Source organism: Pseudomonas sp. 1121_17 (genome assembly GCF_052850745.1).
In genome coordinates, this window is the sequence record NZ_VXCX01000004.1 from 106,126 (window position 1) to 118,428 (window position 12,303).

9 protein-coding genes are annotated in these 12,303 nt (G+C 62.8%); 4 read left to right on the forward strand and 5 right to left on the reverse strand.

What is annotated here, in order from left to right:
- Positions 1-94: 94 nt before the first annotated feature.
- Positions 95-1,759, forward strand: a complete 1,665-nt coding sequence (locus tag FW789_RS10685; RefSeq protein WP_186698754.1) for a 4Fe-4S dicluster domain-containing protein — start codon at positions 95-97, stop codon at positions 1,757-1,759.
- A 140-nt stretch (positions 1,760-1,899) separates the two neighbouring features.
- Here FW789_RS10685 and FW789_RS10690 read toward each other — a convergent pair whose 3' ends face one another.
- The 4 genes from FW789_RS10690 to FW789_RS10705 form a co-directional block, all read right to left on the reverse strand.
- The gene (locus FW789_RS10690; RefSeq protein ID WP_105642849.1) at positions 1,900-3,147 is read right to left on the reverse strand and encodes an IS256 family transposase; all 1,248 of its coding nucleotides are present in this window, start codon (positions 3,145-3,147) and stop codon (positions 1,900-1,902) included.
- A gap of 128 nt (positions 3,148-3,275) precedes the next feature.
- The gene (locus FW789_RS10695; protein ID WP_186698752.1) at positions 3,276-4,616 is read right to left on the reverse strand and encodes an MFS transporter; all 1,341 of its coding nucleotides are present in this window, start codon (positions 4,614-4,616) and stop codon (positions 3,276-3,278) included.
- 68 nt (positions 4,617-4,684) lie between these two features.
- Complete coding sequence (locus FW789_RS10700; protein WP_101318100.1) at positions 4,685-5,164, reverse strand: response regulator; 480 nt, start codon at positions 5,162-5,164, stop codon at positions 4,685-4,687.
- Positions 5,165-5,320: 156 nt separating this feature from the next.
- Complete coding sequence (locus FW789_RS10705; protein ID WP_103436742.1) at positions 5,321-5,797, reverse strand: sigma-70 family RNA polymerase sigma factor; 477 nt, start codon at positions 5,795-5,797, stop codon at positions 5,321-5,323.
- Positions 5,798-6,014: 217 nt separating this feature from the next.
- On the opposite strand from FW789_RS10705, the gene FW789_RS10710 reads away from it, so the two are divergent.
- Genes FW789_RS10710 through FW789_RS10720 form a run of 3 tightly spaced genes read left to right on the forward strand, consistent with a single transcriptional unit; the run spans position 6,015 to position 10,562 of the window.
- The gene (locus FW789_RS10710) at positions 6,015-7,193 is read left to right on the forward strand and encodes an efflux RND transporter periplasmic adaptor subunit (RefSeq protein ID WP_101318096.1); all 1,179 of its coding nucleotides are present in this window, start codon (positions 6,015-6,017) and stop codon (positions 7,191-7,193) included.
- Positions 7,194-9,155: a MacB family efflux pump subunit gene (locus FW789_RS10715; RefSeq protein ID WP_446431431.1), complete on the forward strand. Its 1,962-nt coding sequence runs from the start codon at positions 7,194-7,196 to the stop codon at positions 9,153-9,155.
- A 3-nt stretch (positions 9,156-9,158) separates the two neighbouring features.
- The gene (locus FW789_RS10720; protein WP_186698747.1) at positions 9,159-10,562 is read left to right on the forward strand and encodes an efflux transporter outer membrane subunit; all 1,404 of its coding nucleotides are present in this window, start codon (positions 9,159-9,161) and stop codon (positions 10,560-10,562) included.
- 33 nt (positions 10,563-10,595) lie between these two features.
- Here the strand turns inward: FW789_RS10720 and pvdP are convergent, their stop codons facing one another.
- Complete coding sequence (gene pvdP / locus FW789_RS10725; RefSeq protein ID WP_446431432.1) at positions 10,596-12,215, reverse strand: pyoverdine maturation tyrosinase PvdP; 1,620 nt, start codon at positions 12,213-12,215, stop codon at positions 10,596-10,598.
- Positions 12,216-12,303 lie beyond the last annotated feature (88 nt).

Sequence of the window (12,303 nt, forward strand, 5' to 3'; positions counted from 1 at the left end):
TCCGTGTTCGGTAAAGCTACAGCCTAGATAGCTACCGGTGACTGCCCGTCCCCCCGACAAGAAACAGCGATGAGCCTTGAGTAGGAGAGAACCAGTGGAACGCGAATACATGGAATTCGACGTGGTCATTGTCGGCGCCGGGCCGGCAGGCCTGTCCGCCGCCTGCCGTCTGAAGCAGAAGGCCGCCGAAGCCGGTAGCGAGATCAGCGTCTGCGTGGTCGAGAAAGGCTCCGAAGTCGGCGCTCACATCCTCTCTGGCGCGGTGTTCGAACCGCGCGCGCTGGACGAGCTGTTCCCTGACTGGAAAGCGCTCGGCGCCCCGCTCAACACCGCGGTCAAACGCGACGACATCTATGTCCTCAAAGATGCTGGCAGCTCGACCAAGGTGCCTGACCTGTTCGTGCCCAAGACCATGCACAACCAGGGCAATTACATCATCTCGCTGGGCAACCTGTGCCGCTGGCTGGCCCAGCAGGCGGAAAACCTCGGCGTCGAGGTTTATCCAGGCTTTGCCGCTCAGGAAGCGCTGATCGATGACAACGGCGTAGTCCGCGGCATCCTCACCGGCGACCTCGGCGTCGACCGCGAAGGCAAGCCGAAAGATGGCCTTTACACCCCAGGCATGGAACTGCGTGCCAAGTACACCCTGTTCGCCGAAGGCTGCCGCGGGCACATCGGCAAGCAGCTGATCAAACGCTTCAATCTCGACAGCGAGTCGGATGTGCAGCACTACGGCATCGGCATCAAAGAAATCTGGGAGATCGACCCAAGCAAGCACGAGCAAGGCCTGGTGGTGCATACCGCGGGCTGGCCGCTGGATGTGGTCAGCAACGAGAACACCGGTGGCTCGTTCCTCTATCACCTGGAGAACAATCAAGTGGTGGTTGGCCTTATCGTCGACCTGTCCTACTCCAACCCGTACCTGTCGCCGTTCGATGAGTTCCAGCGTCTCAAGCATCACCCGGTTATCAGCCAGTACCTTGAAGGCGGCAAGCGCATCAGCTACGGCGCCCGCGCCCTGGCCAAAGGCGGTATCAACTCACTGCCAAAAATGGTCTTCAATGGCGGCGCACTGATTGGCTGCGACCTGGGCACCATGAACGTGGCCAAGATCAAGGGCAGCCATACGGCCATGAAGTCAGGCATGCTCGCCGCGGATGCGGTGGCTGCTGCGTTGCTGGCCGGGAGTGAAGGCGGTGATGTGCTCAATAGCTACGTCGATGGCTTCAAGGCCAGCTGGCTGCATGATGAGTTGTTTGCCAGCCGTAACTTTGGCCCGGCGATGCACAAGTTCGGGCCGCTGTTTGGTGCTGCCTTCAACTATGTCGACCAGAACTGGTTTGCCGGCAAGCTGCCGTTCACCCTGCGTGATACCAAGCCTGATTATGCGTGCCTGAAACTGGCGGCAGACTCGAAGAAGATCGATTATCCGAAGCCGGATGGCAAGTTGAGCTTTGACAAGCTGAGTTCGGTGTTTCTCTCCAGTACCAACCATGAAGAGGAGCAGCCTTGCCACTTGAAGCTGGCTGATCCGAGTGTACCGATTACCAGTAACCTGCCGTTGTATGACGAGCCGGCGCAGCGATATTGCCCGGCTGGGGTGTATGAGGTGGTTACGCAGGAAGATGGCGCCAAGCGGTTCCAGATCAATGCGCAGAACTGTGTGCATTGCAAGACGTGTGATATCAAGGATCCGGCGCAGAATATTACCTGGGTTACGCCTGAGGGCGCGGGTGGGCCTAACTATCCTAATATGTGATTGTTTGAGGTTGGTTTGAGGCTGGGGGCTGGGACTTGCCCATGTAATGCATGGGTAGGTCCGGGCCAGAACTGGGCCAGAGAGTGTCAGATTTTTTGTGTGCGGGCCGGTAATGGCCTGCCGCTGGGCAGGCCGGGCTTTTACCAGGTCGGCCTGATAAATCGGTCGCCGTACAGAATCGCAAATTGATTCATCGCATTTTTCCAATCATGCGCCGCCGAGCCCCAGTTTGCCGTAATGTTGCGCAGCCCAAGCCAAATCAGCTTGGTCGCTGCGTCATCAGTCGGGAAGTGGCCCCGGGTCTTGATGATCTTGCGTAGCTGAGCGTTGATGCTTTCGATAGCGTTGGTCGTATAGATCACTTTTCGAATGGCAGGTGGGAAGACAAAAAACGGGATCACTCGATCCCAGGCTCGTCTCCAAGCCGCCACCACCGCTGGGTACTGCTTTCCCCAGGGACCATTTTCAAAGGCACCCAGTGCTTCCTCAGCCGCTTCTGCGGTGATGGCCTGATAGACCGGTTTAAGCGCCTTGGCCAGCTCACGCCGCTTGTCCCACGCCGCGTAATCGAGGCTGTTGCGGATCAAGTGGACGATGCATGTTTGCAGCGTTGTCGCCGGAAACACTGCGCTTAGCGCCTCTGGCATGCCTTTGAGACCGTCGGTCACGGCGATCAGCACGTCCTCTACGCCGCGGGTCTTGAGGTCGTTAAAGACCTTCATCCAGAACTTCGCACCCTCAGTGTTTTCGATCCAGATACCAAGAATATCGCGCGTTCCATCGGGTAAAACACCCAGCGCCAAGTAAATCGCCTTGTTGCGGACAAGGCCTTCTTCTCGGATCTTGACCCGCAGCGCATCGAAGAAAATGACTGGGTACATCGGCTCAAGCGGTCGCTGTTGCCACGCACCAATTTCCTCCATCACCTCGTCAGTGACTGAGCTGATGAAATCATGGGAAACGTCCGTCCCGTATTGCTCAGAGAGGAAAGCGCGGATTTCTCGAACGGTCATGCCTCGGGCATACATGGCGATGATCTTGTCATCAAAACCGGTGTAACGCCGCTCATGCTTGGGAATCAGAATGGGGGCAAAACTGCCATCCCGATCACGGGGAATCTCCAGCCGCAGCGGGCCATCCCCCGTCAAAACCGTCTTGCCAGTCTTGCCATTGCGCTGGTTGGTTTCATCCTCTGGGCGCTGCGCGCCCGGCGGATACCCCAGATGGTGACCGAGCTCGGCACTTAATGCTCGCTCGATCAAAGCCTTCTTGAAGGCCGCAGAAGCGTCCTCTATAGCCTCCGCAGTCATCAGCCCCTCACCGAACTGCTCGAGTAGCTCCTTGGGGATTTTTGGTAGGTCACGCAAGGGTTTCTTCTTGGTTGGCATACATGCACCTCTTACTCATGTTATGCCCGAACACAAAATTTCTGACACCCCCCTGGGCCAGAACTGTCTATAAATCAAATAGATAAGCTCAAAAGACCCGCGAACAACCCGAAGACAGCCAGGCCAAACTAAGCAGCCCCCTCGCGACACAAAGCCGCGCCCGAAGCAGAACTATCACCTGCAAACACCAACGACTCCCGCCCCTGAAAATACAGCGCAATCACCACCCCAACCACCCCCATCACCAAACAGAAACCTACACAAACCCAAGGACTCCAAGGCATCAAGGCAATCAAAGCCAAAGGCGTAGTACTTGCCCACAATGCATATGCCACGTTATAGGTAAAGGAAATCCCGGAAACCCGAATCTGCGCCGGAAACAACCCGACCATCACCGAAGGCACCACCCCCACCACCCCACAGCAAAGCCCCGCCAGAGCATAGGCCGGCCAGATCACCGCCCACTGCCCCACCAGACTCGCATACAGCGCCGCAATCCCCACCGGCAGCGCCAGGCTATAGATCAGCAACGCCCGCCACGCCCCGATCCGGTCAACCAACAAGCCTGCCAGCACACAGCCAATATTCAAAAACACGATACCGACACTACTCAGGGCAAAGGTATGCCCAGCACTGATACCAAACCGCTGCTGCATCACCGTCGGCGTGATCACCACCAACACCACCACCGCCGAAGTCAGCACACAGGTCAGCAGCGCCGCCGGCACCAACGCCCGCCGATGCTCGCGCAACACCTGGCGCAACGGAAACGCCACCGGCTGCTCACGCCGCTCACGCAGCGCCAGAAACACCGGCGTCTCACTCAACCAACGGCGCAGCCAAACCCCAATCACGCCGAACGCCCCGCCAAGCAAGAACGGGTAACGCCAGGCGTAATCAAGGATCTCCTGCGGGGTAAACAGCTGCGCCAGCAAAGTAGCCGTAAGCGCGCCGAGCAAATAACCAAAGGTCAGTCCAGCCTGCAAAAAGCCCAATGCGTAGCCACGTCGGCCATCCGGCGCATGCTCGGCAACGAAGGTCCAGGCGCTGGGCACTTCACCGCCCACTGCCGCGCCCTGCAGAATCCGCAGCGCCAATAGGATCAATGGCGCGGCGTAGCCGATGTCGGCGTAGGTCGGCATCACCCCGATCAGCAGGCACGGCAGCGCCATCATCAGGATGCTCAGGCTGAACACCCGCTTGCGGCCCAGATGGTCGGCAAAATGCGCCATCAAAATACCGCCCAACGGCCGCGCCAGGTAACCAGTCACAAAAATCCCGAAGCTCTGCAACAAACGCAGCCACTCAGGCATTTCCGGCGGGAAAAACAGCTGGCTGAGGGTCAGGGCAAAGAACACGAAGATGATGAAATCGTAGATTTCCAACGCGCCGCCCAGCGCCGCCAGACCCAGGGTCCGGTGGTCAGCGCGGGTAAACCGCGGCGCAGGCGCGCTATCGATGGCAGTCATGGCAGAGTCCGCAGATCGGCAAAGGGCGAGAGGATAACAAACCCTGCGGCCATCAGGCGCATCCAGGCTTAGCGGTTGAACACGGTCTGGGCGAAGTTGCGCCGCAGTCTTGGATAGCCCGAGCCTGGGGAAAGCCCGGGCGGCAGCGGCAACTGACCGACCACCATCGGCAGGTCGATGATTGCCATAAATGACTCCAACGCCTCGCTGTCAGGCACTTTCGGCAGGCTGATGCTCACCGCCTTGCGCTCGGTCTGCGGCACCGCCGGCACTTTCAGGCGCTGCGAGTGGTACAGCAGGGCATGCTGAATCTGCGAACTGACCCGACAGAAACGCGCCAGATCAACACCGGCGTGGCTAGCCAGCTCGATGTTGCCAATCAACAGATTGAACGGCTGCAGCGCGCTCTGCACCAGGCGCTGCAAGTCTTCGAAGTTTTCCACCGGGGCGATCCGGTAATACCCCATGGCATTGAGCATCTTCTCCAGCTGCAAACGCTGGGACGGGTGCTCGTCGGCGATGAGGATGCGCAAGGATTTATGAGGCATCGATCGAACCTGGGCAGAGGTAAGGGCACACGCTCCATGACCATACTGCGCCAGTTCAGGCATGCCCGGTGACTACCAGGCGGGGTCTTTACTGATACTCGTCGCTAAAACGCGAGAAATCAAGGTGCCAGCACGGGGATTTTCACTGGCCGCCGTTCACGATTCCCACTGGCGCATGCGCACGCGGCAGTGCTTCATGGCATTGACGATGTGCTTTTCCACAAGACTGCGGGAAATACCCAGACGCTCGGCAATCTGCGGATGCGACAGACCGTCGATCTTGCGCAGTAGAAAACACTCGCGACACGGCGCGCTGAGTTCATCCAGTGCGCGCTGCATCAGCGCCAGGCGCTGGCCAAGCTGCATGCTCTGCGACGGCGCCGGGCTGTGCCAGCGCTCATCGCTGTCGAGCACATCGAGCGATTCGGTCTGGCGGATCAGGTGGCGGCGGTGGCGGTCAATCACCAGGTTGAGCGCAGTGCGATAAAGGAACGCGCGGGGATGCTCGATCTGCTGCGTATCGGTACGCTCCAGCACCCGCAGATAAGCATCGTGAGCCACGTCTTCGGCGGCCTGGCGATTGCCCAGACGCGCGCTAAGAAAGCTCACCAACTCGCGATAATAATGTTCCACAACGGCACCTGGCGTCTCCCTGCTTGGCAATATGCACTGCATTGACGCGGGACTGAGTGATATCAGAGTGCGATCTTACAAATTATAATTATTCTCAGCAACAAGCACTCGATCACCTTTTCCGGCTAAATCCGGATACAGCGCTTTCGTCTATCTGGCACCTCCGTGCGCGCCCTGATTGGCAGCGTGTGGCCAACCTCTCTGGCTGGAAGTCCGCATGAGTCGCTCAACCACCACCCGCCACCGTGTTTTGCTCGGTGGCCTCGGCCTGCTGGCGCTGGGCAGCGTACTGGCCTGGGCCAGCTTGCCCTTGGCTGGCGCGCCAGTCAGCACCGTCGCGGTTACCCGCGCCGACATCGAAAGCAGCGTCACCGCGCTGGGTACCTTGCAGCCACGCCGCTACGTCGACGTGGGGGCGCAGGCGTCGGGGCAGATCCGCAAGCTGCACGTCGAAGTCGGCGACCCGATCCGCCAGGGTCAGCTGCTGGTCGAAATCGACCCCTCGACGCAACAGGCCAGGCTCGATGCCGGGCGTTATTCGATCGACAACCTCAAGGCGCAACTGGCTGAGCAACGCGCGCAATTCCAGCTAGCCCAGCAACAACAGCAGCGCCAACGTGCACTGGCTGCCGCCGGCGCCACCCGTGCCGAAGACCTGCAAAGCGCTGACGCCCAGCTCAAAGTCACCCAGGCGCGCATCGACATGTACCAGGCGCAGATCCGCCAGGCCCAGGCCAGCTTGCGCAGTGATGAAGCCGAGCTTGGCTACACGCGCATCTTTGCCCCCATGGACGGTACGGTGGTGGCGCTGGACGCGCGCGAGGGCCAGACCCTCAACGCCCAACAGCAGACCCCGCTGATCCTGCGCATCGCCAAGCTGTCGCCGATGACCGTCTGGGCGCAGGTCTCGGAAGCCGACATCGGCAAGGTCAAGCCGGGCATGAGCGCTTACTTCACCACCCTCGCCGGCGGCAAGCGCCGCTGGACCAGCCAGGTAAGGCAGATCCTGCCGATCCCGCCCAAGCCGTTGGATCAGACCAGCCAGGGTGGCGGCAGCCCGGCCAGCGCCAGCGCCGGTACCACCGGCAGCCAGGTGGTGCAGTACACGGTACTGCTGGATGTCGACAATCCCGACGGCGCGCTGATGGCCGAGATGACCACCCAGGTGTTCTTCGTCGCCGGCCAGGCCAGCCAGGTCCTGACCGCGCCATTGGCCGCCTTCGACGAAGGCAAGGCCGAGGGCCTGCGCCTGGCGCAGGTGGTCAAGCGCGACGGCAAGATCGAGCAGCGCGAGGTCCGCACTGGCCTCAGTGATCGACTGCGCGTGCAGATCCTCGACGGCCTCGCCGAAGGCGAGCAACTGGTCATCGGCGCACCCAGCGCCAGCGGAGGTTGAATGTCTGTGCCTCTTATCGAACTGAACGGCATCTGCAAAGTCTACGGCGGCATCGACAGCCCTGAAGTGCAGGTTTTACGCGGGGTCAGCCTGAGCATTCATCCGGGTGAATTCGTCGCCATCGTCGGCACCTCCGGTTCCGGCAAATCAACCTTGATGAACATCCTCGGCTGCCTCGACCGGCCCTCCTCCGGCAGCTACCACTTCGCTGGCAAGAACGTTGCCGAACTGGACAGCGATGAGCTGGCCTGGCTGCGCCGCGAAGCGTTCGGTTTCGTCTTCCAGGGCTACCACCTGATCCCGTCTGGCTCAGCCCAGGAAAACGTCGAGATGCCGGCCATCTACGCCGGGACCGCGGCCGCCGAGCGCCATGCCCGCGCCGCCGCCCTACTCGACCGCCTGGGCCTGGCCAGCCGCACCGGCAACCGTCCGCATCAGTTGTCGGGCGGCCAGCAGCAGCGAGTATCGATTGCCCGTGCCCTGATGAACGGCGGCCATATCATCCTGGCCGACGAGCCGACCGGTGCGCTGGACAGCCACAGCGGCGCCGAGGTGATGAACCTGCTCGACGAACTGGCCAGCCAGGGCCATGTGATCATCCTGATCACCCACGACCGCGAAGTCGCGGCCAGGGCGGCGCGGGTGATCGAGATTCGTGACGGGCAGATCGTCAGCGACTCGGCGGCTGGCCAGCCGCCTGAGGTCATACAAGGGCTGCAGGCCGATGACCTGCGCCAGCGTCTGAATCAGGGCGCCGTCGAGCGCGGCGCCTGGAAAGGCGAGCTGGTCGAAGCCTTGCAAGCCGCCTGGCGGGTGATGTGGATCAACCGCTTTCGCACCGCACTGACCTTACTTGGCATCGTCATCGGCGTCGCCTCGGTGGTGGTCATGCTCGCTGTAGGCGAAGGCAGCAAGCGCCAGGTCATGGCGCAGATGGCCGCGTTTGGCTCGAACATCCTCTACCTTAGCGGGCGCCACGCCACCCTGCGCGAACCGGGCGGCATCGTCAGCCTCGATGACGTTGCCGCGGTCGCGCAACTGCCGCAGGTCGAGCGGATCATGCCGGTCATTGGCGGCGAGCTGATGGTCCGTCATGGCAACAACAATCAGCAGTTCTATGTCGGCGGCAACAATATCCAGTTCCCGCACATTCTCAACTGGCCGGTGGTGGCCGGCAGCTTCTTCACCGAGGCCGACGAGCGCTCCGGCGCCGCTGTGGCGGTGATCGGGCAGAAGGTCCGCGACAAGCTGCTCGCCCCGGGCAGCGATCCGATCGGCCAGTACCTGCTGATCGGCAATGTGCCGTTTCAGGTAATCGGCATGCTCGCGGCCAAAGGTGCCAGTTCCGGCGATCAGGACAGCGACGAGCGCATCGTGGTGCCCTACACCGCAGCGGCGATCCGCCTGTTCGGCAGCCACGATCCTGAGTACGTGATCATCGCCGCCGCCGATTCGGCCAGGGTCAGCGCCACCGAAGCGGCCATCGAGCGTTTGATGCGCCAGCGCCACCAGGGCAAGGCGGATTTCGAACTGACCAACGACGCGGCGCTGATTCAGGCCGAAGCACGCACGCAGAACAGCCTGTCGCTGATGCTCGGCGCCATCGCCGCGATCTCGCTGCTGGTCGGCGGCATCGGCGTGATGAACATCATGCTCATGACCGTGCGCGAGCGCACCCGCGAGATCGGCATTCGCATGGCCACCGGCGCCCGTCAGCGCGACATCCTCCGCCAGTTCCTCAGCGAGGCGGTGATGCTGTCGATGGTCGGCGGCGTGACCGGCATTGTCCTCGCCCTGGCGATTGGCGGCGGCCTGCTGCTGGCCGACATCGCCGTAGCCTTCGCCCTGCCGGCCATTCTTGGCGCCTTTGCCTGCGCCGTGGTGACGGGCGTGGTGTTCGGCTTCATGCCGGCGCGCAAAGCCGCCCGCCTCGATCCGGTCAAAGCCCTTACCAGCGAATAATCCATGACCTTGCCCAGCTGCATCAGCCTGTTATCCCTGAGCCTTGCCCTCGCCGCCTGCAGCACCGCGCCCGCCCCCGAGGCCAACCTTCCGGCACCGTCGGCCTGGCAGGGCGGCAGTGAGGTCAATAACCACCCGCTGCCAAATGCCCGCTGGTGGCAGGCGTTTGCCAGCAGCGAGCTGGACGGTCTGGTCGAGCGCGCCCGGCTCAACAGCCACGACCTTGCCGGCGCTGCCGCACGGGTACGCCAGGCGCAGGCGCGAGCGGTGATTGCCGGCGCGCCGTTACTGCCGGACCTGCAATACGGCCTCGACGCCAGCCGCCAGCGGCTGCTGCGTGGCGAGGGTAACGACCAGCTCGACGCCAGCAGCAGCGAGCGCACCAGCACCGCCTTCGATGCACGCTTGAGCGCCAGCTACGAGGTGGACTTCTGGGGCGGTGTGCGCGCCGCTCGCGACAGCGCCCTGCGCGAGGTCGACGCCAGCCGCTTTGATCGGCACACCGTCGAGCTGACCCTGACCAGCGCCGTTGCCGACAGCTACCTGCGCGGCCTGACCCTGCAAGAGCAACTGCGCATCGCCCGCCTCAACCTGGCCAACGCGCGCGATGTGCTCGGCGTGGTCGAGGCGCGTCAGGGTGCGGGGTCTGCCACCCGCCTGGAGCTTGCCCAGCAGCGCAGTCTGGTCGCCGCACAGGAACGGCAAGTGCCGTTGCTCGAACAACAGTGGCAAGACAACCGGGTGACGCTGGCCACACTGCTCGGCGAACCGGTGCAGAACCTGCCGCAGACCAGCGCCAGCATCAGCGCCGTGCGCTGGCCACAGATCGGCAGTGGTGTGCCCAGCGACCTGCTCGGCCGCCGTCCGGACATCGCCGCCGCCGAAGCACGTCTGGCCGCCGCCAGTGCCAATATTCAAGTCGCCCGCGCTGCACTGTTGCCGCGGCTAACCCTGGGCGCCGAACTGGGCAGTGGCGCGCGCACCTTCGCCGACATCCTCGACAGCCCCTACTACACCCTGACAGCCGGGCTGATCGGGCCAATCTTCAATAACGGCCGCCTCAGTGCGGCCCGCGACCTGGCCACGGCCGAGCAGGAAGAACTGCTGGAGAACTACCGCAGCAGCATCGTTGCCGGCTTTGCCGATGTGGAAAAGGCGCTCAACGCGATCAGCGGGATAGACCGTCAGCGCCAATGGCAGGATGAGGAACTCACCCAGGCCAGGCTGGCTTTCGATATCGCCCAACGCCGCTACAGCGCCGGCGCCGAAACCCTGCTCAGCGTGCTCGAAACCCAGCGCACGCTGTACCTGGCCCAGGATCAGCAGGCGCAACTGCGTCTGGCCCGCCTGCAAGGAAGCGTAGCGCTGTACAAAGCCCTGGGGGGTGGCTGGCAGGTCGAGCAGTAGGCGAGCGCCCGGGGCCGCGGCCCCAGGCCGGCTTCAGACGATATTCTTCAGCGACAAGTGCCGCGCATACCAAGGCCGCTGCGGCACCTTGCGCACCAACCCGGCGAGCGTGTCGTCTTCACCAAAAGTGATGCGCAGAGCCAGCTTCATGGTCTCTACGTCCATTTCCACCGACTTGCCCAGGCGCAGGCCGGGCGTGCTGCTGCAACCGTGGGTGTCCGGCCCCAGCCACGGATCGCCGACCTCGACGAAGCGTCCAGGCGCAAACCACTTCACCCCGCTCACCTCAAGCCGGCGCACCTGGCCCGGGTGCAGCCGCTCATGGGCCTGATACCAGTCCTCGATGCGCTCGTCGATCCAGCCATGAAAGCCCCAGAACACCGGGTTGACGTGGGATGAAAATGGATCGCCAAGAAAGTCGTTGTCGGCACCGAACCAGCGCGCAGCAAAGTCGCTCGGATCGCGGGCAAACGGCACCGGAGCGCCGTTGCTTGGGTCGCGCGGGACCGAGGCCCAGCACATGTGCAGCCAGTCGTGCAGGGTCATTTCCATTTCCGAACCAAGCTCGCCCAGGCTGAGCCTGGCCAGGTACTGCGGGTCCTGATACTGCGACTCCCACACCTGGAAGTTGCTGCAGAACGTTTCGCTGGCCTTGATCGCTGCCACCCACTGGCCATACGGCTCGTCACCCGGCGCCTGCCAGCTGGGCGGCACACAGCAGCCGTCGTGGTTTTCGTGGTAGCGGGCGAAGCCCTGACGGTCGAACTCGACGTTGGGCTGCGGCAGCGGAAACTGCTGCCAGGCGGGCATGTCCTGCAACCGCCGCGCTGCCGCGAGCATGTGCCGGTGCATGAACAGAAAGTCGATACCCGAGCCATTGCGGTGCTTGCGCGGGCCGCGGGCATCGCGCTCCTGCTCACGTGGGCCGGGTTGCCAACCGAGCCCACGCAGGGCGTTGCGCTTGTCTTCAGGGAGCTTGTGCCACTGGTCGCGGGTGGCGTGCCAGAGCTGATGGAACAAGCGATGTTCGGGGCTGATCACCCAGGCCTGCATCGCCGCGTTGTACTTCAGGCGCTCACGCGCTTCGGGGAAACTGCGTTTGATCGCAACGAAGCGGCTGTCCGGCACCGGCAGGGTCAGCGAGCGGTCGACCCGTTGCAAGCGGCCACTGAGGCTGGCGTTGCCGGCATTGCCGAACTCGCCCCAGACCTCATCCAGGCTGGCGATGCACTCGTAGCTGGGGCCGCCGCGCAGGCTGATCAAACGCCAGCGCACCTGCCGCGAATTGGCCCCGACCAGGTCCCCGAGAATGCGGTAGGCAGCCACGCCGTCAGCGCGCAACTGCTCGCCAGTATCGACAAAACCACGCAGGCCACGGCCCTTGGTGGCGACGTCGATAAACGCCTGCACGCCCGTGAGTGGCAAGCCCTCGAGGCCGCCATCAACGCCCTCGAAGCGCAGGTCCCAAACACCGCGCATCTGCTCGGCGAGCACCTGGCCGGTGAAATCGGCAGGCTCCACCGTCGCTTCGCCGGGGGTAACGATGTCGTCGGCCGGGTCGTGGGTCAGCTCCCTGTGCGCGTAGTAAGCCGCCGTGCCAGTGGCCCCCGCCAGCGCCAGGCCAGCGATGAAGCCGCGTCGAGAAATGGTCATTGCGCCTCTGATCAAATGCTATGGTGCTGCAGGTGGTGTCCAAGCTAGAACGGATAACCACAGATTGAATTTAACGCTCGGCCAGGCG